Consider the following 23,863-nt stretch of genomic DNA (forward strand, 5'->3'; position numbering starts at 1 on the left):
CGGCGGAAAAACCTAGGAGGCCATATCATGGCAGTTATTTCAATGAAAGAACTCCTCGAAGCAGGAGTACACTTCGGTCACCAAACACGTCGTTGGGACCCAAAGATGGACGAATACATCTTTACAGAACGTAATGGTATTCACATCATCGATTTGCAAAAGACAGTTAAGTTGGTTGATGAAGCCTATAACTTCATCCGTAACGCTTCAACTGACGGCGCAAATGTTTTGTTTGTTGGTACAAAGAAGCAAGCTTCTGATGCTATTGCTGAAGAAGCAACACGTGCCGGTCAATATTACATCAACCACCGTTGGTTGGGTGGTACTTTGACTAACTGGAACACGATTAAGACACGTATCCAACGTTTGAAGGATTTGCAAGCAATGGCCGAAGATGGCACATTCGAGCAATTACCTAAAAAAGAAGTTGTTTTGTTAAACAAGCAACGTGAAAAGTTGGAAAAGTTCTTGGGTGGTATTCAAGACATGCCTGGATTGCCAGATGTTTTGTTTGTCGTTGACCCTAAGAAGGAAGAAATCGCTGTTAAGGAAGCCAACATGTTGAACATTCCTGTAGTAGCAATGATTGACACAAACGCTAATCCTGATGTTGTTGATGTTAAAATCCCAGCTAATGATGATGCTATTCGTGCCGTTCGTTTGATTACTGCGAAGATGGCTGACGCGGTTATCGAAGGTCGTCAAGGTCAAGATTCAGCACCAGAAGATGCGTTTGTCGAAGGTGATGAAAATACAGAATCAATCGAAGAAATTGCTAACATTGTTGAAGAAGGCAATAACTAATTATTTGATTTAAAAATACCGTTCCTTGCGGACCTGTTTGGGGCGCGGAATGGTATTTTAGTATGTTATAATTAAAATACATTAAATTATTTTAGAGGAGCACTATAATGGCAATTACTGCTGCACAAGTAAAAGAACTACGTGATAAGACATCTGTTGGTATGATGGATGCTAAGAAAGCATTGGTCGAAGCTGATGGCGACCTAGATAAGGCAATTGATTTGTTGCGCGAAAAAGGGATGGCTAAAGCTGCTAAAAAGGGCGATCGTGTCGCTGCAGAGGGTATGACAGCTGTTGCCGTTAAAGGTAATCGTGCTGCAATTATTGAATTGAACTCAGAAACAGATTTTGTTGCTGGCAACGCAGAATTTAACGAATTGTTGAGTGCTGTTGCTAATGCGATTGTTGAATTTGCACCAGCTGATGTCGAAGCTGCTTTGGCGCTTGAAGTTGAAGCTGGTCAAACTTTGAACGACAAGATTGTTGGTACGACACAAATTACTGGTGAAAAAATCACTTTGCGTCGTTTTACAGTTGTGGAAAAGTCTGACTCTGAAAACTTTGGCTCATATTCACATTTGGCTGGTTCAATTTCTGCATTAGTTGTCGTTGATGGTGCTTCGGAAGCAGCTGCTAAAGACATTGCAATGCATGTTGCTGCTATTGCACCACAATATGTTTCAGATGATCAAGTACCTGCAGAAGTTGTGGCTAAGGAAAAAGAAGTGCAATTGGCTTCTGAAGATTTGGCAGGCAAGCCAGACAACATCAAAGAAAAGATGGTTGATGGTCGTATCAAAAAGTTCTTGGCAGAAATTTCATTGTTGGATCAACCATTTGTTAAAAATGGTGATCAAACAGTTGCACAATTTATTGCTTCACAAAATGGTTCAGTCAAGTCATTTGTCCGTTATCAAGTCGGTGATGGTCTTGAGAAAAAAGTGACAGATTTGGCTGAAGAAGTTGCTAAGCAACTAGGATAATTGATTTTTCAGTGTGGGATGATTGTTATCTAGTATTGATTAATCTGTACCATTATTTCTATGAAAAGCGCGTTATTGTTGATAACGCACTTTTTTTTCGGAATTTTTGCCTGATTTTTGATATAATTGTATAAGCAAATAAAAGAGGTTAGACATGACTGATATTAAGTACAAACGTGTTTTGATTAAGTTGTCAGGTGAGGCTTTGGCTGGTGAAAAGGGACAGGGCATTGATCTTGCCGTTGTGTCAGCTATTGCCGAAGAGCTGAAAGAAGTTCACGATTTGGGAACTCAAATAGCAATTGTTGTTGGTGGTGGTAACTTGTGGCGCGGCGAACCAGCTTCTAAGGTTGGTATGGAACGCTCACGGGCTGATTACACGGGTATGCTGGGCACTACGATGAACGCCCTAGTGTTGCAAGATGCCTTAGAACGTTCTGGCGTTCAAACACGTGTTCAAACAGCAATTACAATGCAACAAATTGCAGAACCATATATCCGTGGGCGTGCCATACGTCACTTAGAAAAGGGACGCATTGTTATTTTTGCCGCTGGTACTGGATCACCATACTTCTCTACCGACACTACCGCAGCATTGCGTGCTAACGAAATCAATGCTGATGCTATTTTGATGGGTAAAAATGGCGTTGATGGTATCTATGATTCAGATCCTAATAAAAACGCTGATGCTGTTAAATTTACAGAATTGACTCACTTGGAAATTTTGCAAAAAGGTTTGAAGGTAATGGATTCAACGGCAAGTTCTCTTTCAATGGATAATAATATGCCATTGGTCGTGTTCAATCTTAATACACCTGGTAATCTCAAGCGTGTTGTGCTTGGTGAACCAATTGGAACCACAGTAACAGGAGAAAAATAATGACTTTTGATTTAACAAATGCTCAAGAGCGGATGCAAGGGGCACAGGAAGCTTTACAACGTGAATTGGCTAATATCCGTACAGGTCGAGCTAATCCAAATATTTTAAATCGTATTGAAGTTGAGTATTATGGTGCCATGACACCCCTAAATCAAGTGGCGTCAATTTCGGTGCCAGAAGCGCGCATTTTGCTGATTACACCTTTCGATAAAAGTGCTTTGGAAGCAATTGTTCATGCAATTAACGTGTCAGATTTGGGGTTGAATCCTGCGTCAGATGGCAACATTGTGCGTTTGGCGATTCCGCAAATGACAGAAGAGCGCCGTAAAGAATTAGCTAAAGAAGTTAAAGCTGAAGCAGAAAAAGCCAAGGTTTCAGTCCGCAATGTTCGCCGTGACATCATGGATGACATTAAAAAGGATAAAGAAATGCCTGAGGACGATGCTCGCAAGGCAGAAGATCAAACGCAAAAGCTGACTGACGAAAATATCAAAGCAATTGATGGCATTGCAGCTGAAAAAGAAAAAGAATTATTAACAATTTAATTCTTATGTTATACTAAAATAACTTTTAAACTTGGTAGCTTACCAAGTTTTTTTGTTTGGAGGGAAAATGTTTAGGCGTTATTTTAAATTTTGGCGAGAGGCACTTGATTTTCATAGTGGTGCCTATCGATTAGATTTTTTTTGGATTCATGTCGTTAACGATTTAATATTAGCGATTATCGGTTTCGCAACACTAACAGTCAGCAACTCTTTTTGGTTTGTGCTGAAAGTTGATGCAGCCGTCTTTATTGTGCTGTTTGTCCCAAGCCTTTCGTTGTTCATTAGACGTTTACGCGATACAGGGTTTTCAATTAATCAGGTTATGTTTGTTCTGCTAAGTCCGTCGTTACTTTGGATTGCCATTGATATTTCAGCTGAATTACGTAGCATAGTATTAGCTTTACTTGTCATCTTGATATATTTTGGATGGCTCTTATTTCTGGTTTCTAGGCGTTCAGCTTATTGGACACCATGGTTATCGAGAAAAGAAAAAATAGGTTATGGTATTGGGTTTGCCGTTATGGTTAGTTTGTCCTTTGGTTTGCAATTGGCTGCTGGCTCTGTGATTAGGCAGGATGTTAAAAAAGTATTAGTGCATGCTGTGTTTAAACAGCAGAAAATCGAAAAAGATACAGTGCAAACCACAGAATCTGACACTAGTAGTAGTTCCGAATTATCCTCATCTGCAGAGCGCATACCGTCATCGTCGTCATCAGCCTCATCTGAAATTCCTGATAAATCAATAGTGGATGTGCCGGATGATTCTGTTACTAAGGCCTATCGACAATTGTCTGTTGATGTCATAGGAGATTCGGATTTTGGACATTTTCAGGTCAAGGGTAATTGGCAACAAGACACGTCATCATTACAATGGCTACAGCTAACCCAACAAATTATGATTTTAACCAGCACTCAGGGTCAAGGATGGGGTGTTGACTTTTCAAGTTTTTCATTTCAAAAAATCATAGGGCAATCACAGCTAACATTGTCTAATTTTCCGGCTATCAGTGCTTTGCGTATTGATGGGACCTATAAGTCGAATAATAGTGATACGGTCAAGAATATGGCATATCTTGAATGGCATATGTCTGATGGACATATTCGCGTCGTATACGTGATTGCGCCAAGTCAGGCATTGCTTAATCTGATTGTTAAAACAATTGGTGAAACATATCAATCACAATAATGTTTTGAAATTCACTTGACGAATACTCTCGCGACGTGTCATAATAACAGTATTAAGTTTGAGTCGTGAGGAAACCAAGTGGCGTTGGTGGAGCGACAATAACTATCGAGAGTCGAGTTATAACTCGGAAATCAGGTGGAACCGCGCGTAAGCGTCCTGATGTCAATTAATTTTGGCATTAGGACGCTTTTTGTGTCCTGATCAGAAAGAGGTTCACAGGAAGAATTAATTTAGCTGGTTCTTCAAAATATAAAAGTAAAACACCGATTTGACTCGTATAATGTGTTAGACAGCATTTCATATTGAAAATTACAAAGGATTAAGACATGACAGATACAAAGTTATCATTACAAGATATTATTTTGACATTGCAACAATATTGGGCAAAACAGGGTGCAAATTTAATGCAGGCCTATGATAATGAGGTGGGTGCAGGAACACAGTCGCCTTATACTTTTTTGCGCGCAAATGGTCCAGAGCCATGGCATGCTGCTTATGTACAACCATCACGGCGACCGGCTGATGGACGTTATGGTGACAATCCAAATCGTCTTTTTCAACATCATCAATTTCAAGTTGTGATGAAGCCTTCACCTGCAAACATTCAAGAGCTTTATTTGGGATCATTGGAGGCACTTGGCATTAAACCATTGGAACATGACATTCGTTTCGTTGAAGATAACTGGGAAAATCCGTCAATGGGTGCTGCTGGAATTGGCTGGGAAGTTTGGTTAGATGGCATGGAAGTGACCCAATTTACTTATTTCCAACAAGTTGGTGGTATTGAAGTTGATTCTGTTACTGCAGAAGTCACTTATGGGTTGGAACGGTTAGCATCGTACATTCAAGATGTGCCAACAGTTTATGATTTAGAATGGGGAAATGGCGTTTTGTACGGGGATATTTTTAAAGAACCCGAATATGAACACTCAAAGTACGCTTTTGAGGAATCTGATCAAGCTATGTTACTCAGGCATTTCGATGAATTTGAAGCGGAAGCCACTCGTTTACTTGCGTTAGGACTTGTTCATCCAGCCTATGATTATATCTTAAAATCATCGCATACGTTTAATTTGTTAGATGCGCGAGGTACGGTATCCGTTACTGAACGTGCTGGTTATTTACACAGAATTAGGACTATGGCTCGTAAGGTTTCAAAAGTATTTATTGAAGAGCGTGCAAAATTGGGCTTTCCATTGCTTAAAGATGAGCAGCTGCGTGACAAGTACTTAGGTGAAAATGGTAAGTATGCAATCAAAAAAGCTTAACGAAAGTTAGTGTTGAAAACCATGTACTCCCATCCTAAAACTTTTATCAAAGATGGTTGTCGTACAATTTAAATTGGAGAATAATTAATGTCAACATTTTTATTAGAAATTGGACTTGAAGAAATACCAGCTCATTTGGTAACCAGTTCAGAGAATCAGTTAATTGAAAGAACTAAAAAGTTCTTATCAGAGCATCGTTTAACAGTAGGTGATATTAAACCATATTCAACACCTCGACGTCTGGCTGTCGTTTTGACAGATGTTGCTGAAACATCAGAAAGTTTGAGCGAAGAAAAGCGCGGACCGTCTGTTGACCGTGCACAAGACGAAAACGGTAATTGGACAAAGGCAGCATTAGGTTTTGCACGTGGTCAAGGTGCTAATCCTGAAGCATTTGAAATTAAAGATGGATATGTTTGGCTAACAAAACATACTGCTGGTGTAGCAGCAAATGAAATTTTAGCTAAAATTGGTGATGAAGTTGTCGCCCAAATGAAATTTTCAACTTATATGAAGTGGGCTAATCACAGCTTTTTGTATGTTCGACCTATTCGTTGGCTTGTAGCACTTCTTGATAGTGAAGTTATTTCTTTCAATGTGTTAGATATTACCACAGATCGTTTCACACGTGGTCATCGTTTTTTGTCTTCAGAACATGTTGAAATCGCTTCTGCAGATAATTATGTAACGACTTTGCAGGGTGCTAACGTGGTTGTTGATGCTACAGTGCGCAAAAATGAAATTCGATCGCAGTTGAATGCAATTGCTGAAGCTAATGGTTGGGTTCTGCAACTTGAGACCGATGCGGCGCAAGATTTGTTGGAAGAAGTTAATAATATTGTTGAGTGGCCCACAGCATTTGCTGGCAGTTTCGATGAGAAATATTTAGAAATACCAGATGAAGTTTTGGTTACATCAATGCGCGAACATCAGCGTTTCTTCTTTGTGACGAATGAAAAAGGACAATTATTGCCACACTTTTTGTCAATAAGAAATGGTAATCGTGAGCATCTAAACAACGTTATTGCTGGAAATGAAAAAGTATTGGTAGCAAGGTTAGAAGATGCCGAATTCTTCTATCACGAGGATCAGACTAAATCAATTTCCGATTACATGACTAAAGTTAAAAAGTTAGTCTTCCATGAAAAAATCGGTACGGTGTATGAACACATGCAACGCACTGGTGCTTTGGCTTCAGCAATGGCGGCTGCCTTGATGTTTGATGAAACACAACAGGCTGATTTGAGCCGTGCATCAGAAATTTATAAATTTGATTTGATGACCGGTATGGTTGGTGAGTTTGATGAACTTCAAGGCATTATGGGTGAGCATTATGCTAAGCTTTTTGGCGAAGATGATGCGGTTGCAACAGCCATTCGAGAGCATTATATGCCAACTTCAGCTAATGGTGAGGTTGCGCGATCTGAAATTGGTGCTTTGTTGGCCGTTGCGGATAAACTTGATAGCATTGTGACTTTTTTTGCTGCTGGATTAATACCAAGTGGTTCTAATGATCCTTATGGCTTACGACGTGCGGCTACTGGCATCGTGCGTACATTGGTAGATAAAAAATGGCATATTGATTTGCTGCCTTTGTTAGCTGATTTTGTGCAACAGCAAGGTAAAGTAACTGACACCGATTTAACGACAGTTGTTGATTTCATGTTGGATCGTGTTCGTAAATTATCGTTGGATGCTGGAATACGTCAAGATATTGTCACTGCTGGATTAGGCAACGTTGATATGGCTGATATCGTATATATTAGTCAGCGAGTCGAAGTTTTGTCCCAACATAGTGGTGATGGTAATTTCCGAGATGTAATTGAGGCGCTGACTCGTGTGGACCGCTTAGCCGTAAAGCAAGTAACTAATACAACGGTTGATCCTACTAAGTTTGAAAATCAATCTGAAAAGGACCTATATCAAGCAACGTTAACGCTTGATTTAAATACTTTGATGCATGACGGTGCAGAAAATCTCTACATGGCCTTGGCAAATTTGCAACAACCAATTGCGGCTTATTTTGATGAAACCATGGTTAACGCTGAAGATGAATCTGTTAAAGATAATCGATATGCGCAGCTGAACGTCATACAACGACTAACCAACGGATTAGGAGATTTAACGCAAATCGTCATCAAGTAAATATATTTTGTTATGTGTTATAGTGAAGTATAAAATGACTGGAGGTTCATGATGATAAATATTGCTTTTGTAGGCTTCGGAAAAAGTACCAATCGCTACCATTTACCTTATTTAAAGTTACGACAAGATAAATTTAGGGTTACACGTGTCGTAACGCCAACGCTTGGAAAAAGGCCAACTGAACAAGCTGAACTTGAAGCAACTGGCACAATATTTACGACAGATATTGAAGACATTGTGACTGATGATAGTTTGGATTTAGTGGTTGTTGTGACACCATCACAAAGTCATTATCAAGTTACAAAACAGTTATTACAAGCAGGCAAAAACGTATTAGTTGATAAACCAATGGCTGCTAGTGTTGAAGAGGCAGAGGAACTTGTAAAACTGGCAACAGAAAATAATTTATTTTTAATGCCTTTTCAAAGCCGAAGATTTGATAGCGATTTTTTGACGGTACAGCAAGTAATATCTAACGGTTACTTGGGGCGATTGACGGACCTAGAAGTTCACATGGATCACTACCGTCCTTTAGATGGTCAATTGGAAGGTGCTGCGATTGACGGCTCTTTGTTTGGTCATGGCGTTCACTTAATTGACCAAGTCGTAAGTTTGTTTGGGTCGCCACAAGCGGCTGTATATGATTTACGCGCAACACGTGTGCTTGAAAGTCATTTAGATGATCAAATTGAAGTCAATTTGTTTTACCCAGAAGCCTTTAAAGCAACAATTCAAACGACTGAATTAGCTACGGTTCAATATCCAAAGTGGCAATTAAGAGGTACGCAAGGTACATTCATTAAATATACCGTTGATGAACAAGAAAACGATCTAAAGACAGGCATTATGCCTGGTAGTCCAAGGTTTGGTAGTGATGCACCACAAAACTTTGGTCACTTGGTATATTATAATCAGAGTGGCGATCGCATTGATAAGTATCTACCTAGCGTTCAAGGCGATTATGGTCGTATTTATGACACGGTCTATGAAACACTAGTTAGTGGCAAACCAAAGCTAGTATCCGATGAAACAATGATTACTGTTATGAGGCTGTTATCCGGTGGTGTCCAGACTGTTGGACCACATATTTTAAAATTTTAATATATGAGCAAAGACTTAATTAAATTGAGTCTTTTTTCATTACAATTGGTTGTATTGCACTAAAGATATCAAAGGTGAGTCGAAAGTAATTGCAACCTTTATGGTAAAATTAAATAGACATAAAACTGAAAGAAAAATGCCAATTATGACAGAATTAGATTTAATACAACTAAAAGAACGACAAAAACATATCCGTAATTTTTCGATTGTTGCGCACATTGATCATGGCAAATCAACCATTGCCGATCGGATTTTAGAGCAAACACACACAGTAGCAGAACGTGATATGCAAAATCAATTGTTAGATACAATGGACTTGGAACGTGAACGCGGCATTACGATTAAATTAAATGCCGTTGAAGTTCATTATGATGCTAACGACGGTGAGACTTATATTTTTCACTTGATTGATACGCCAGGGCATGTCGATTTTTCTTATGAAGTTTCGCGTGCTTTGGCTGCTGCTGAAGGCGCCATTTTGGTAGTTGATGCAGCACAAGGCGTGGAAGCACAAACGCTTGCTAATGTCTATTTAGCGTTGGAAAATGATTTAGAAATTCTACCGGTTATTAACAAAATCGATTTGCCTGCTGCTGATCCTGAAAAAGTGCGACAAGAAATTGAAGATGTCATTGGTATTGATGCCTCTGATGCAGTTTTAGCTTCAGCAAAGCAAGGTATTGGCATTCCAGAATTATTGGAAAAAATTGTGACAGACTTACCAGCGCCAGAAGGTGAAATTGATGCACCACTTCGGGCTTTAATTTTTGATTCTGCATATGACGCTTATCGCGGAGTGGTAGTCAACATGCGTGTTCGTGAGGGAATCGTTAAGCCAGGCGACAAAATTCGGATGATGAATACTGGGGCTGAATATGAGGTCACAGAGGTCGGTGTCATGTCGCCAAATGCGCAAAAGCGTGATTATTTGATGGCAGGTGATGTGGGATACTTGACTGCTGCAATTAAAGATATTCATACGACACATTCAGGTGATACGATTACGTTAGTTGACCATCCGGCAAGCGAACCATTGGCCGGTTATAAACCAATGACGCCAATGGTCTATTCAGGGTTGTATCCTTCAGATAATGCAAAGTACACTGATTTACGAGAAGCGCTGGAAAAACTCCAACTGAATGACGCCGCATTGACGTTTGAACCAGAAACATCACAGGCTTTGGGGTTTGGTTATCGTGTTGGTTTTCTTGGGCTATTACACATGGACGTTATTCAAGAGCGGCTGGAGCGAGAATTTGGACTTGATCTTGTTACGACTGCACCGTCAGTAACTTATAAAGTCACCACCACAGAAGGCGAAACGGTGGCTATTGAAAACCCTTCTGAAATGCCAGAGGCTTCAAAGATCAAAACGATTGAAGAGCCCTATGTGCACGCTCAAATCATGGTACCCAATGACTACGTTGGTGCAGTCATGGAGTTGGCCCAGCGAAAACGTGGTGAATTTGACACGATGGAGTATCTAGATGAGACTCGTGTGAATGTTAAATACTACATGCCATTGTCTGAGATTATCTTTAATTTTTTTGACAAACTAAAGTCAAGTACACGAGGGTATGCCTCATTAGACTACGAGCTATCAGCGTATCGCCAATCTGATTTGGTTAAAATTGATATTTTGTTAAATAGTGAGAAAGTGGATGCTTTGAGTTTCATTGTTCATCGTGATTTTGCGGCTGAGCGTGGACGAATCATCACTTCAAAGCTAAAAGGTATTATTCCGCGTCAGAATTTTGAAATTCCTGTTCAAGCGGCCATTGGCGCCAAAATTTTAGCTAGAACTAATATTAAGGCTTATCGTAAAGATGTTACTGCCAAAATCCACACTGGTGATCCAGACCGACGTGCTAAATTGCTCGATAAGCAAAAACGTGGAAAGGCACGAATGAAATCTGTTGGTACGGTAGATGTACCACAAGAAGCCTTCATGGCCGTACTCAAAACGGAGGACGATGCCCAATATGCCAGAGGAAACTAAACAAAAGCGTTCGCGTGTCGAGCGTAATTGGTCTACCAAAAAGCGTCGACTATTAAAACCCAATATAATTTTGGCAGCGATGTCAATTGTCGTGATGATTTTAGTTGTGAGTGGTGTGGTGGCTAGAATCGCTTTTGGTGTCGATGGTGTTTCACAATCGACACGTCAAAAGTTAGTTAAAAAAGATGCAAAAACGGCTTTAGAATTTGGACTAACAGGTGATTCATCTGCTAGTAATACACAAAGTATCGTTAACTTAACGACAAAAAAATGGCAAGCTGAAATTGCAAGTAGTATTCAAACGGCATTACAATCAGATCAAAAAGTAGCAGGTTCAGTGACTTTTTCTGGTACTCAGTACAAAAAATCATCGGTTATGAAAGACCTATCGCAACGCTACTTGGAAACCTTACAACGTGATCGTGATTTTAAGGTAACCTCAGTAAAATTTGATAAGTATCACAACGCCAAAGTGACTTATCAGGTAAAGCCCATTGACTTACCAGCAGGTCAAGCTTTGGTACAAAAGTATGTGGATGAACAAATTAAAAAGAATGAAACAGCTGCTAGCAAATTAACACAGGAAGAGTTGCGATTGGTTGAATATGCGATGGTCGCCAATAATTGGGATCGCGTCTTAAAGGATAAGATGCCGACTTCATCAGACAAAATTGCGACGATTGATTTATTGTATCGCACAAAAAATTTCAAGCCAGAATATCAAATCACCAAAGACACTTTAAATAATATTTTGAATAGTGGGTTAGCTGAATGAATATATTAGATAAAATTAAAAGTATATGGGCAATTGGGCGTCAAAGTAAAATGACGGCGATTGGTTTTGATCGTGCAAGAAGTATTGAGGATCCTCAAGTCTTCATATCCAAACAAGTCAAACAGCCCACTCCAAATGACTCAGAAATTTTAGTGAAAGTTCTGGCAACTTCTGTTAATCCAGTTGACACAAAAATGCGAGCTGGTTACACCAACGAAGGACAATTTCGAATTTTAGGATTTGACGCAGTTGGTGAGGTGGTTAAGGTTGGTACGGCAGTATCAAGATTTAATGTTGGGGACCGTGTTTATTACGCTGGTTCACAAATGAAACAAGGATCAAACGCGGCATTTCAAGTTGTTGAAGCTGATTTAGTAGGTCATGCACCACATCATTTATCAATCGCTGAAATTGGGGCAATGCCGTTGACTTCTATTACCGCTTTTGAAATTTTACATGATGCGTTTGGTTACGACTTAGAAAAAGATAGTGTTTCTAATCGTTCTATCTTAATTATCAACGGTGCCGGAGGGGTTGGATCAATTTTGATTCAATTAGCAAAGTACATTGGCTTGACAGTCATTACAACAGCTTCAAGACCAGAATCAGTTGCTTGGGTAAAATCATTAGGGGCCGACTTTATTTTAGATTACCATCAGGATTTGGCTGAGCAATTAAAGCATATTCAATATCCAAAAGTTGATCATGTTGCAATTTTACAAAGTACTGATGCCTATTGGTCGACAGTAACACAGATTATTAAGCCATTTGGTACGATTGCTTCAATTGTTGAAACAACAGCGCCAATTGATATGGGACCGTTAAAAAATATTGGTGCCCAATTTAGCTGGGTATTCATGTTTGCTAAAGGTAACTATCATGTGGACATGTTGTCTCAAGGTTTGGCACTTGAAAAAATTGCTGCACTACTTGATAATGGAGAACTCAAGCCAACACTTACAACCACTTACCATGGCTTTACAGTAGAAAATATACGAACTGCTACTCGAACCGTCGAGGAAGGCCGTACAATTGGGAAAGTTGTGGTAGTATACGATGACGAAAAATAATTGGCAAGCAGTCACAATTGCCACCCAAAATGAAGCAGTCGAATCTGTTGCAGATATTTTGAGGACTGTTGGTGCTGATGGTGTACAAATCGTTGATGATCAAGTACCTGTCAAAGTTATCGCTTATTTTGAGAATAACGAGCAGTTGTCGGCGACCTTAAATAAAATTCAGTCTCAGCTAAATGAGTTACAACGTTATGATATTGATGCAACACCAGGCACTGTTACTGTTGCGGGTGTTGCGCAATCTGAATGGGAAAATGAATGGAAAAGCTATTACCACGCGACACGTATTACACGCCATTTGACGGTTGTGCCATCATGGGAACAGTATTTACCAGAACAACAAGATGAATATCCAATTATTATGGATCCAAAATTGGCTTTTGGCACGGGCACGCATGAGACAACACGATTAATGCTTCAGGCATTGGAAACAGTCATTCGTGGTGGTGAAAGCATGATTGACGTGGGTACAGGATCAGGTGTTTTAGCCGTAGCAGCCAAGCAATTGGGGGCAGATACTGTGTTAGCCACTGATATTGATGAATCTGCCGTCGAGGTTGCACAAGCCAACTTGATCTTAAATCCAGTGGCTAAAAATGTGACAGTCACGGTGAGTGATTTACTTGAGTCTGTCGATAGTACTGTAAAAGTTGATTTAGTGGTGGCTAATATTTTGGCAGATGTCATTGAGAGACTGATACCGCAAGTCGCTAACCATTTAACAAAAGATGGCTACTTTTTAGTTTCAGGTATCTATGATGATATAGCACCCCAGATCATTGACCAATTACATATCTCTCATTTTGAGATTTGTGAGCATATGATTATGGGAAAATGGCATGCCTTTATTGCCACCCAACAAACAAATTAAAGAGTAATCATTACTATTTAGTGTTATACTATTATTGTACGATTGGATTGATGTACAATAATGTATTTTGACACTCATAATTATTCTCCCGTGATAATCACATACTTTAACTTACAAACTATAAGTAGAACACGAGTCAAAATGCAGCGAAGAGGCGCCACACGGCGCTTTTTTTGTTGCCTAATCAGGATGGCAGATTTGGTAGAATTTTGGTACAATAATTATATTGGACCATTAGCTCAGTTGGTTAGAGCAGATGGCTCATAACCGTCCGGTCGTTGGTTCGAGTCCAACATGGTCCATTGTAAGCAAGTGTCAACATAGGCTTTAGCTTGTTCTTTTGAATAAGTTGGTTATTCAGATAATAGGGGTGACCTAACTCGGTACATATTTTGTTGTGGCGGTACAAAGCGCGAGACATTCAAGACGATTAAATCTAAAAAGGAATTATTAATGCAGCGATATTTTCTAAAACGTTCTATCAATGACGAGATAATTAAATTGACTCGTGAGGATGCCGCATTTAATCATTTTGGTCGTGTGTTACGGGCACGTATTGGCACAAAAGCTGAGTTTGTGGATAATAATCAACAACTTGTCATTGGTCAAGTGACAGATATTGATACAAATCATATTGCCCTTGAGGTAATTGCACATCCTAATCAAACTGTTGAATTGCCGATTAATGTGACAGTAATTGTATCGCCATTAAAAAATGATCGCTCAGAATGGTTCGTTCAAAAAATTACAGAATTAGGTGTTGCGCGCATTATTTTTACAAAGATGTCGCGCACTGTTGTTGATTGGGGCAAGCAACGGGACAAAAAGATGTCTCGGTTGCAAAAAATTGCGCAAGCGGCTGCCGAGCAGTCACACCGCCTGTGCATCCCCAAAATTGATTTTTTGACATGGCAAACGGCAGCTCATTTGCAAAAAGATGTAGGTATAGTGGCTTGGGAAGAATCGGCAAAAGAGGGGGAAACAGCTGCTTTTATCAATTCGGTTAAGCATGTGCCCAATAGTGGTCACGTCGTTTTGGTATTTGGACCAGAAGGTGGATTGACAATAGATGAAATTCTGACGTTAACTCAGCTAGATTTTGTTTCTGCTGGATTAGGTCCGCGGATACTGCGCGCTGAAACTGCACCACTCTACGCTCTGTCCGCTATTAGTGTCTTGCGTGAGTTGCAGTAATAGCGTACAATATAATAAACAGATGAGACTATTTTAAGGCGGGTGCAATAATGATGGAAAAATTTATAAAATATTATGGCTATCAATGGCTCGCAGCAATTGTGTTGGGCATTGTAATACCTTTTTTAGGCAAAGTTACTAGTATGAGTGGTCTGCACAAAGTGATATTTTTCTACCTGATACTTAATAGTATTTACACTTTGTATTTAGGCTATCAAGTTCGCAAACGCGGATACTCACCGCTTGTATTGCTGTTTTTACCGGTGCTATTTACAGCGATTTCGACATTGTTGTTGGACTTAGTATCACATGAGTACGGTTTTTACTTTGGATTAATGTATATTGTCCTTAGTTTATTCACTTTCTTTGGAGATACTCGTGACGACCCTGATGAAAACCAAATTCCTGTTGAGGCTGGCTTCCACAATTTGACTGATGATTCAGGGGATGATATTCAATTACCCGTTGACGGCGGTTTTAAATCCTAATTGGTTAGAGACATTTTTCATATGATATTTAGAAAAAGCGCGATAATTAGCGCTTTTTCTGTTACACTAAAATAAGGTAATTTGGTAAAGATCATGCAAGAGCATGTGATTTATCAAGTTTTTAAATTGGAGGATCTTAACGTGATTACAGTCGCAAATATGAGTTTTAGTTTTTCAGGACCAAAATTATATCAAGATGTTAACTTGAAGTTGACGCCTGGCAATACATACGGCATTATTGGTGCTAATGGTGCTGGAAAATCAACTTTCTTAAAGTTACTTCAAGGTGAGTTACAGCCTACCGAAGGAACTATTACAATTGGTGATGGCGAAAGAATGTCTTCTTTACAGCAGGATCACTTCGCTTTTGATGACTTTACAGTATTAGATACTGTTATTCAGGGTCATGAAAGACTTTATCAAATTAAAACCGAGATGGACGCTATTTATGCCAAACCCGATTTTAACGATGAAGATGGTGTTCGAGTGGCTGATTTAGGTGCGGAATTTGAAGAGCTAGATGGCTGGAATGCTGAAGTAGAAGCCGGACAATTACTCAGTAAATTAGGCATCGGCGATGACATGCAGTACACATTAATGGGTGAGCTGACTGAAAACGATAAAGTCAAGGTATTATTGGCGCAAGCGTTGTTTGGTAATCCGGATATCCTAGTTTTAGATGAGCCAACTAATGGACTAGATGTTCAAACAATTAATTGGTTAGAGGATTTTTTGGCTGATTTTCCTAATCTGGTCATCGTTGTATCCCATGATCGTCATTTCCTGAATGCGGTCTCTACTAATATTTTGGATGTTGATTTTGGTAAAATCACACCATTTGTTGGTAACTATGATTTCTGGCGCGAGTCTTCTGAATTAGCACAACGCCTAGCCTCACAACAGAATGCAAAAAAAGAAGAACAGATTAAGCAGCTACAAGAATTCGTAGCGCGCTTCTCTGCGAATGCTTCAAAGTCTAAACAAGCGACTGCTCGAAAGAAGCAACTGGACAAGATAACTCTGGATGATATCAAGCCCTCATCACGAAAATATCCGTTCATCAATTTCCCATTAAATCGAGAATTGGGAAATGATATGGTTCGTGTTGAAAATGTTTCCAAGACAATTGATGGCGAAAAAGTATTAGATAATATTTCTTTCATTGGTCGCCCGGGAGATAAAATTGCTATTTTGTCTCGCTCTGATTTAGCAACCACGACTTTGATGCAAATCATTGCAGGCACTTTAGAACCGGATGCGGGAACTGTTACTTGGGGTGTGACCACATCTCAGTCCTACATTGCGAAAGATTTGAACGATAATTTTGAAAATCAAGACTTAACCATTTTAGATTGGTTACGTGATTTCGCCGAAGAAGAACAAAAAGATAATACAAGTCTACGTGGCATGTTAGGGCAGATGTTGTTCCGAGGAGATGATTCATTGAAGCAAATTAATGTTTTGTCTGGTGGTGAAAAGGTTCGCATTGTCTTAGCCAAAATGATGTTGCTTAAAGCAAATGTTTTGCTGATGGATGATCCGACAAATCATTTAGATTTGGAATCAATTCAGTCACTTAACGATGCGGTCGTTGCTTTTAAGGGTTCAATCATTATGACATCACACGATCATGAGTTCTTGGCAACAACCGCTAACCATGTGATTGAAGTATCTTCAAAAGGTGCTGTTGATCGCGTGGACACAACTTATGATGAATTTATTAATAACGATAGCATTCAAGATAAAGTCAAAGCCTTGTACTAAGGTATCTCTGTTGAAGAATCATTGTTAAAAAGAATGTAGTCGTTAAAATTGTAATCGAGGTAATTTAAAGTGAATATTGGAATTGACAAAATTGCTTTTTATACACCAGAATATGTGCTAGATTTAGTAACATTGGCGAAAGCAAGAGGTGACGAACCGGATAAATATACGATTGGTATCGGTCAAGATGAACAAGCTATCATACCTAATGATGAAGATGTCGTTACAATGGGAGCTAATGCAGCGAGACAAATCGTTGACGATCAAGAAAGAAAAACTATTGATATGGTTATTTTTGCCACAGAATCGGGTATTGATAATTCAAAGTCGAGTGCTGTTTATGTTCAAAAATTACTACATTTATCTGAGTTTGTACGAACGATTGAACTTAAACAGGCTTGTTATGCTGGAACCTTTGGCTTGATGCAAGCACGTGATTATGTAGCTGCTCATCCAGATAAAAGAGTTCTTGTTATTGCCTCAGACATCGCGCGATATGGCTTAGCAACTGCTGGAGAAGTCACACAAGGTGCCGGCGCTGTGGCAATGATCGTGGCTACTAATCCGAATATTACGTTGATTAACGGTGACTCTGTCTACATGAGTCGAGAAGTAGCGGATTTTTGGCGACCCGTTGACAGGACTGAAGCACTTGTCGATGGTCATCTGTCTACTGAAGTATACAAAGAAATGTTTTTGACCCTTTGGCAGCGTTATAAAAATCAAACAAAGCATAGTTTGAATGATTTTGCTGGATTTGCATTCCATTTGCCTTACACTAAAATGGGTAAAAAAGCTTTAGATCAAATTATTTTAGAGGCTGATGAGTTACAACAGAAGCGTTTGCTCAATAACCTAATTGCGAGTCAACAATTCAGCCGGCATGTTGGTAATTTGTATACTGGTTCAGTTTATCTCAGCTTTTTGTCTCTGCTCAGTCATTCGAAAGATTTGAAGCCAGGTGAAAAAATTGCCATTTTTAGTTATGGTTCTGGGGCTGAAGCTGAGTTATATTCAATGACACTGCAATCAGATTTCAGGTCTTCGATTTCTGCAGCATCAGTTGCAAAACAATTGTCTGAAAGACAACAAGTGTCTGTGGCACAATATGAAAAAATATTCCAATCACAGCTATTCGATTCTCATGTCGACGTGATAAGTTCAGCTACCAAAAAGCATCATTTTCAATTCCTGGGCTGGCAAAACGGTGAACGACAATATAGCTAAAAACGTGTTTTTGAACACGTTTTTTTGTTAAAAGAATTACTAGTCGAATACTTAGCTATCTGTTAGACTAGTATTATCAATAAAAATGGAGCAAAAAAATGGCAAAAAAAATCTACTTGGCGAGTCCCTTTTTCGATGAAGAACAAATTGATCGTGTATCGCGAGCTGAATCTGCTTTAGCCAAAAATGAGACAGCATCCTCAGTATTTTCACCTAGAGAACATCAACATGAAGAATTTGAAATGTTTTCTCATGAATGGCGAATCGCTACGTATGATGGTGATGTTGACGCTATTAATGATGCTGATATCATGGTGGCTGTGATTGACTATGTTGGGCAGGAAGTAGATCCTGGAACAGCATGGGAATTCGGATATGCAGTTGCGAACAATATTCCGGTAATTGTTGTTAAAGAAAAAGAAGGAGCGGTCAATTTGATGATGGGTATTCCATTAACTGCTTACTTGACAAGTGTTGACGACTTAGCCACTTATGATTTTGATGCCGTAACAGAGATTCCTTTTACTGGTGAAATTTTTTAGATTTGGTCTTGACATAGAATACAAATGAAAGCATTAGTTATCCGACAGCCATACGCTTCACAAATTATGGTTGGTTCCAAAAAAATAGAATATCGCTCTTGGCATCCTGGTAACGTCACAGATTTTCTAGTTGTTTCATCTGCAAAATCACAAAAAGGAACCTTTGACTTGATGTTGCCAAAACGTACTGCATTAGCAACGGTACATATTGATCGAGTTAGTCAGGATGGCGATATTTATGCTTGGCATTTAACAGTGACATCTTGGGTTAAGCCGTTTTTGGTCAAAGGTAAACTAGGTTGGTTGTCAATTGATGATCGTTTAATTTATCGAAATACCGCTGTGCTAGCGGATTTGAAATCCTATCGATGTGATAAAATCGTATCAAGTCGGATTGCACCATTTGAGAAACAACTATCTGCAATCGCCATGTCACAGATGCCAAAAACTTATGCTAAAGTTTTGGCGGATTCAGGATTAGACGAGCTTTATAAGCTATGGCAAACTCGCCATCAACATCGTTATTAGAATAATTATATGAAATGGAGAATCATTATGAGTAAAGCGGTTATAACAGTTGTGGGGCAAGACAAGCCAGGTATTATTGCAGCTGTGGCTAGCAATTTATCAAAACATCATATTAATATTTTAGATGTTTCTCAAACTATCATGCAAAATATTTTTACCATGAGTATGTTAGTCAATTTGGAAACATTGGATGAACAATTCAACGCCTTACAAGACGAGTTAAATCAACTGGGTGATGAATTGGGTGTGACAATCCATACACAACGTGAAGAAATATTTGAAACAATGTCACGTGTTTCGACGCAAGACCAATCTTTCTGAGTACGATAGTTGCGTCTATCTCAGCACAGTTTACTGGAGAAAAAATGGAAACAAAGCAAATACTGGAAACAATTCAGATGGTTGAAGAAGAACATCTTGATATTCGTACTATCACGATGGGCATTTCTTTATTAGATACTGTGGCGGGTGACCCGAAGGCTACCGCCCAAAATATTTATAATAAAATTACAACTTACGCTAAAAATTTGGTGTCAGTAGCTGAACAAATTGAACGTGAATTCGGCATACCAATTACTAATAAACGAATCAGTGTCACGCCAATTGCTTTGATTGCTGGTCACGCAACACCTGATGAGATGCTGTACTATGCTCATGCCATGGATGATGCGGCCAAAGCTGTCGGGGTTGATTTTATTGGCGGATATTCGGCATTGGTTCAAAAGGGATTTGCTAACGGTGACTTAGCCCTTATTCAGTCAATGCCACGTGCTTTAACTGAAACTGATTTGGTCATGTCAAGTGTTAACATTGGCTCAACCAAAGCTGGTATTAATTTAGATGCTATTAAATTAATGGGTGAAACGGTGATGGCAATCGCGGAGAAGTCGGATACCGCCAATGCTAAGTTGGTTATTTTTGCCAATGCGGTTGAAGATAATCCGTTTATGGCAGGTGCTTTTCATGGCGTCAGCGAGCCTGATGTAGTCATTAATGTGGGTGTTTCAGGCCCTGGTGTTGTTAAACGTGCCATCGAAAAAGTTAAGGGTGAGTCGATTCAAGTTGTTGCTGAAACTGTCAAACAGACCGCGTTTAAAATTACACGTGTTGGTCAGATGGTTGGTGCTTTGGCTGCCCAACGTCTTGGTGTTGAATTTGGGATCGTAGATCTAAGTCTAGCACCGACCCCAGCGCGCGGGGATTCTGTGGCAGAAGTACTGGAAGAAATTGGTCTTGAGCAAGTAGGTGCCCATGGCACAACGGCGGCATTGATGTTACTTAATGATGCTGTCAAAAAGGGCGGTGTGATGGCTTCACAGCGCGTTGGTGGTCTTTCAGGTGCTTTTATTCCGGTTTCTGAAGATGCTGGCATGATTGATGCTGCTAAAGCGGGGGTATTATCATTGGCCAAACTTGAAGCTATGACTTCAGTTTGTTCTGTCGGCTTGGATATGATTGCTATTCCAGGAAACACACCTGCTACGACGATTAGTGCTATGATTGCTGATGAAGCGGCAATTGGCGTACAAAATAATAAAACAACGGCCGTTCGGATCCTGCCAACGTTGGGCAAGGACGTTGGTGACATGGTCGACTATGGTGGTCTTTTAGGTACGGCACCAGTTATGCCAGTTGTTGAAAAATCAAGTGCCGATTTTATTAATCGCGGTGGGCATATTCCCGCGCCAATTCATTCGTTTAAAAACTAAAAAGATGAGAACCTTAATTGGTTCTCATCTTTTTAATTTTTGGTTTTGTATTGCGGTTGAGAATTTGAAATTGGATTTTGATTAGTATCTGTTGCTTTCACAAACATTAACGCAATATAGACGGATAAGATGATGATAATTAGTGCCGCTAAGACACGCAAGGGATGATAGAAAAAGTTTTTTATGCCACGCAGTAGTTTACTATGAGGTCGATTTTGTGTTTGGTTGCTTTCTGTGATAGAAGCTTCAAGTGCATAAGCAAAACTTGCATTATCAACTACTTTAGATTTTTCTTCATAAGGGACAATTGTCAATTCTCGTGTATCTGACATTTTGGTAGGACGCTCACGGCGCAAGTCACGGTTGTGCAAAATGTTGTTGCGAAAATTAGCAATCACAATAAGTGTCTTGTTTTGTAAAGCCATTAAGCCGCTACGTAACTGTTCTAATGGGGTTGTCATTGGTACTTTCATCAGCAAGTCTCCGTTCACAAAGTATAGTTAGATGATTAGTATTTATAGTTTTCTATTTTCACTATACGATATTTCATTTAGAGTTTGGGTAATTTTTGTATATCCTAAACAAATTAAAATGTTCTTAAACATTCAAAGGCGGGTATAATTGAGGTATGACAACTAGAGAAATAGAACTTTATCATGATTATTTACAAGCGGAAAGGCAATACTCACCGCAAACCTTAAAAGCATATCTTACTGACATCACTGAATTTGAAACATATTTGTCTGAAAATGGCGGATTTACAAAATTCAAAGAAGTTCAGGGACTCGATGTCCGTGTTTTTTTAAATGATCTTTACGAACATAATTTAGCACGAACAACCATTTCGCGTAAGATTAGTAGTCTTCGTATGTTTTATCAATTTTTGATTGCAAATAAGTTTGCTTTGGATAATCCATTTGATAATGTGGCTTTAAAAAAGCATCAAAATCATTTACCTGAGTTTTTTTATGAAAATGAAATGCAGGAGTTGTTTGATGTGGCCTATGACCATTCAGATAAGCTTTGGCAACGAAATGCCGCTTTATTGGAATTTTTATATGCCACGGGTGCTCGCGTGGCTGAAATTGCTAATTTGCAACTGGAACAAGTCGATTTTTCACAACGGTTAGTTCTAATTCATGGAAAAGGTAATAAAGACAGATATGTACCTTTTGGTCATTTTGCAGCAATAGCGCTTTCAGCTTATATTGATGGTTTAAGATCAGAGTTAACAGCAGGCATGGACCACCGTGTCGTTTTTGTTAATCATCGTGGACAACCCATCACAACCGCAGGCATCACTTATATTCTTGAACAACTCATGAAACAATCATCATTAACCGGCAAAATTCATCCTCACATGTTGCGACACACTTTTGCGACACATCTGTTAAATCACGGTGCGGACATGCGTACAGTGCAAGAATTATTAGGTCACGTTAATCTTTCTACGACGCAAATGTATACACACGTTACTCGAGAAAGTTTGCAGAAAAATTATCAAAATTTTTTTCCGCGCGCAAAAAAGTAAACGCTTCACAAATGACAAAAAACAAGGTAGAATTATAGTTATGATAACTCTTGAAAATAAAAACCTAATTGTAAAAATCAATGAAGAAGGTGCCGAACTAACTAGTGTTTGGCATAAAGATGCTGAGTTGGAATATATTTGGATTGCTGATCCTAAATATTGGGGGCGTCACGCTTCTAATTTATTTCCAATTGTTGGTCGCCTGCGTGGCGATCAATTTAAAGTGGCAGGTGAAACTTATTACATGAATCAACATGGTTTTGCCCGTAACATGGTGTTTGACGTTGTTGAGCAAAGCGAGAATAAAGTTGTTTTCCGGATTGTAGATACGGAAACAACGCATCGTGTTTTTCCTTTCAAATTTCAGTTAGATATTAGCTATGAATTAAGCGATGATGATACATTACATGTTGCTTATATTGTTCACAATCCAGACACTGAGGAATCGTTGTTCTTCAGTGTTGGTGGACATCCAGCTTTCAATTTACCACTTGACGGCGGTAAATTTTCCGACTATTATTTGTCAATTGAACCGGAAGTCACATATGATCGTGTTCGACTTGTGGGACCATATTCAAATCCTAATAATCCAACGCCGTTTAATGCAAGTATTCCGCTTCGTTTAAGACAAGAGGATTATCATGATGACGCGATTATTTTGAAGCTAGATCGTCAGAAAACATCATTTTTGTTAGCGCGATTGGCTAATCAGCACGGTTTACGCATGGTTTTGGATAATGCACAATATATTGGTGTGTGGACACCAGCCGGCAAACAAGCACCGTTCATTGCACTTGAACCATGGTGGGGTATTGCTGATACTGTTGACGCTAGTGGTAACTTCAAAGAAAAGTTTGGCGTTAATGTTTTGGCAGCAGGTGATACTTTTGAAGGTACCTACAGTCTACAATTCTTTTAAAAAATCAAGACGTTTTAGCAGGTAGAGTTAATTTATTTTTTTATGAGAATTTAATTAGTTGTTGACAACTTTATTAAATTCCGTTATGATAAATAACATCAAATATTAAAGGTTAGGAAAAAATGAACAATACAATCTTAAATAACAATAGCTATTTTTACTTCTGGTTTATGTAAACCCGTCGCACGCCTAGTGTGTCGGGAACGACGCACTTAGCGACCAGAAGCTTTTGAAGGTTGAGTCACTAAGTTGTAATAAACACTTAGTGACGTTCTATTTTTTCAGATAATGAATTTTCTGTTAAACCGAACTAAGTGTTATGCACTTA

23 protein-coding genes and 1 tRNA gene are annotated in these 23,863 nt (G+C 39.2%); 23 read left to right on the forward strand and 1 reads right to left on the reverse strand.

Annotated elements, in window-relative coordinates; translation table 11 throughout:
• Positions 1–27 precede the first annotated feature (27 nt).
• From rpsB to IAE53_RS02235, 21 genes are all read left to right on the forward strand, one after another.
• On the forward strand, positions 28–804 hold the full coding sequence (rpsB, locus tag IAE53_RS02135; RefSeq protein WP_004912281.1) for a 30S ribosomal protein S2: 777 nt from the start codon (positions 28–30) through the stop codon (positions 802–804).
• 107 nt (positions 805–911) lie between these two features.
• On the forward strand, positions 912–1,787 hold the full coding sequence (gene tsf / locus IAE53_RS02140) for a translation elongation factor Ts (protein ID WP_148422948.1): 876 nt from the start codon (positions 912–914) through the stop codon (positions 1,785–1,787).
• Between the two features lie 154 nt (positions 1,788–1,941).
• On the forward strand, positions 1,942–2,667 hold the full coding sequence (gene pyrH, locus IAE53_RS02145; RefSeq protein ID WP_004912275.1) for a UMP kinase: 726 nt from the start codon (positions 1,942–1,944) through the stop codon (positions 2,665–2,667).
• Positions 2,667–3,212, forward strand: coding sequence for a ribosome recycling factor (frr, locus tag IAE53_RS02150; RefSeq protein ID WP_148422947.1), 546 nt, complete (start codon positions 2,667–2,669; stop codon positions 3,210–3,212). The genes pyrH and frr overlap by 1 nt, the downstream gene beginning before the upstream one ends.
• A 67-nt stretch (positions 3,213–3,279) precedes the next feature.
• Positions 3,280–4,398, forward strand: coding sequence for a DUF805 domain-containing protein (locus tag IAE53_RS02155; protein ID WP_200135881.1), 1,119 nt, complete (start codon positions 3,280–3,282; stop codon positions 4,396–4,398).
• 326 nt (positions 4,399–4,724) lie between these two features.
• A complete protein-coding gene (gene glyQ / locus IAE53_RS02160; RefSeq protein WP_010278345.1) occupies positions 4,725–5,666 on the forward strand; it encodes a glycine--tRNA ligase subunit alpha in 942 nt (313 codons plus the stop codon).
• An 87-nt stretch (positions 5,667–5,753) separates the two neighbouring features.
• Complete coding sequence (gene glyS / locus IAE53_RS02165) at positions 5,754–7,811, forward strand: glycine--tRNA ligase subunit beta (protein ID WP_188352670.1); 2,058 nt, start codon at positions 5,754–5,756, stop codon at positions 7,809–7,811.
• 51 nt (positions 7,812–7,862) lie between these two features.
• Positions 7,863–8,912 carry a Gfo/Idh/MocA family oxidoreductase gene (locus IAE53_RS02170; protein WP_200135882.1) on the forward strand — a complete coding sequence of 350 codons (1,050 nt, stop codon included), beginning with the start codon at positions 7,863–7,865 and terminating at the stop codon, positions 8,910–8,912.
• A gap of 145 nt (positions 8,913–9,057) precedes the next feature.
• On the forward strand, positions 9,058–10,911 hold the full coding sequence (gene lepA, locus IAE53_RS02175) for a translation elongation factor 4 (protein ID WP_188352668.1): 1,854 nt from the start codon (positions 9,058–9,060) through the stop codon (positions 10,909–10,911).
• On the forward strand, positions 10,895–11,686 hold the full coding sequence (locus IAE53_RS02180) for a GTP-binding protein (protein WP_188352667.1): 792 nt from the start codon (positions 10,895–10,897) through the stop codon (positions 11,684–11,686). The genes lepA and IAE53_RS02180 overlap by 17 nt, the downstream gene beginning before the upstream one ends.
• Positions 11,683–12,756 carry a zinc-binding alcohol dehydrogenase family protein gene (locus IAE53_RS02185; protein ID WP_200135883.1) on the forward strand — a complete coding sequence of 358 codons (1,074 nt, stop codon included), beginning with the start codon at positions 11,683–11,685 and terminating at the stop codon, positions 12,754–12,756. Before IAE53_RS02180 ends, IAE53_RS02185 begins: the two co-directional genes overlap by 4 nt.
• Positions 12,743–13,633 (forward strand): 50S ribosomal protein L11 methyltransferase, encoded by an 891-nt coding sequence (gene prmA / locus IAE53_RS02190; RefSeq protein WP_148422941.1) that lies wholly within the window; start codon positions 12,743–12,745, stop codon positions 13,631–13,633. Before IAE53_RS02185 ends, prmA begins: the two co-directional genes overlap by 14 nt.
• Positions 13,634–13,861: 228 nt before the next feature.
• A tRNA-Ile gene (locus tag IAE53_RS02195) sits at positions 13,862–13,935 on the forward strand.
• Between the two features lie 151 nt (positions 13,936–14,086).
• Positions 14,087–14,827 (forward strand): 16S rRNA (uracil(1498)-N(3))-methyltransferase, encoded by a 741-nt coding sequence (locus IAE53_RS02200; protein WP_188352665.1) that lies wholly within the window; start codon positions 14,087–14,089, stop codon positions 14,825–14,827.
• A 50-nt stretch (positions 14,828–14,877) separates the two neighbouring features.
• Positions 14,878–15,315: a hypothetical protein gene (locus IAE53_RS02205; RefSeq protein WP_148422939.1), complete on the forward strand. Its 438-nt coding sequence runs from the start codon at positions 14,878–14,880 to the stop codon at positions 15,313–15,315.
• A gap of 141 nt (positions 15,316–15,456) precedes the next feature.
• Positions 15,457–17,079, forward strand: coding sequence for an ABC-F family ATP-binding cassette domain-containing protein (locus IAE53_RS02210; RefSeq protein ID WP_139967569.1), 1,623 nt, complete (start codon positions 15,457–15,459; stop codon positions 17,077–17,079).
• A 69-nt stretch (positions 17,080–17,148) separates the two neighbouring features.
• Complete coding sequence (locus IAE53_RS02215; protein WP_200135884.1) at positions 17,149–18,306, forward strand: hydroxymethylglutaryl-CoA synthase; 1,158 nt, start codon at positions 17,149–17,151, stop codon at positions 18,304–18,306.
• A 98-nt stretch (positions 18,307–18,404) separates the two neighbouring features.
• The gene (locus IAE53_RS02220) at positions 18,405–18,848 is read left to right on the forward strand and encodes a nucleoside 2-deoxyribosyltransferase (RefSeq protein ID WP_188352663.1); all 444 of its coding nucleotides are present in this window, start codon (positions 18,405–18,407) and stop codon (positions 18,846–18,848) included.
• A gap of 24 nt (positions 18,849–18,872) precedes the next feature.
• A complete protein-coding gene (locus IAE53_RS02225; protein ID WP_200135885.1) occupies positions 18,873–19,376 on the forward strand; it encodes an ASCH domain-containing protein in 504 nt (167 codons plus the stop codon).
• A 27-nt stretch (positions 19,377–19,403) separates the two neighbouring features.
• Positions 19,404–19,697 carry an ACT domain-containing protein gene (locus IAE53_RS02230; RefSeq protein ID WP_148422935.1) on the forward strand — a complete coding sequence of 98 codons (294 nt, stop codon included), beginning with the start codon at positions 19,404–19,406 and terminating at the stop codon, positions 19,695–19,697.
• Between the two features lie 44 nt (positions 19,698–19,741).
• Positions 19,742–21,085, forward strand: coding sequence for a PFL family protein (locus IAE53_RS02235; protein ID WP_010278305.1), 1,344 nt, complete (start codon positions 19,742–19,744; stop codon positions 21,083–21,085).
• 32 nt (positions 21,086–21,117) lie between these two features.
• On the opposite strand, the gene IAE53_RS02240 is transcribed toward IAE53_RS02235, so the two are convergent.
• Positions 21,118–21,558 carry a hypothetical protein gene (locus IAE53_RS02240; protein WP_148422933.1) on the reverse strand — a complete coding sequence of 147 codons (441 nt, stop codon included), beginning with the start codon at positions 21,556–21,558 and terminating at the stop codon, positions 21,118–21,120.
• Between the two features lie 155 nt (positions 21,559–21,713).
• Here IAE53_RS02240 and xerC point away from each other — a divergent pair, with 155 nt between their 5' ends.
• Both xerC and IAE53_RS02250 read left to right on the forward strand, forming a co-directional pair.
• On the forward strand, positions 21,714–22,616 hold the full coding sequence (xerC, locus tag IAE53_RS02245) for a tyrosine recombinase XerC (RefSeq protein ID WP_200135886.1): 903 nt from the start codon (positions 21,714–21,716) through the stop codon (positions 22,614–22,616).
• 40 nt (positions 22,617–22,656) lie between these two features.
• Positions 22,657–23,535 (forward strand): aldose 1-epimerase family protein, encoded by an 879-nt coding sequence (locus IAE53_RS02250; RefSeq protein ID WP_010278297.1) that lies wholly within the window; start codon positions 22,657–22,659, stop codon positions 23,533–23,535.
• The last annotated feature ends 328 nt before the right edge of the window (positions 23,536–23,863 follow it).

Source organism: Leuconostoc sp. S50, from assembly GCF_016624925.1.
Classification (GTDB): Bacteria; Bacillota; Bacilli; order Lactobacillales; family Lactobacillaceae; genus Leuconostoc; species Leuconostoc pseudomesenteroides.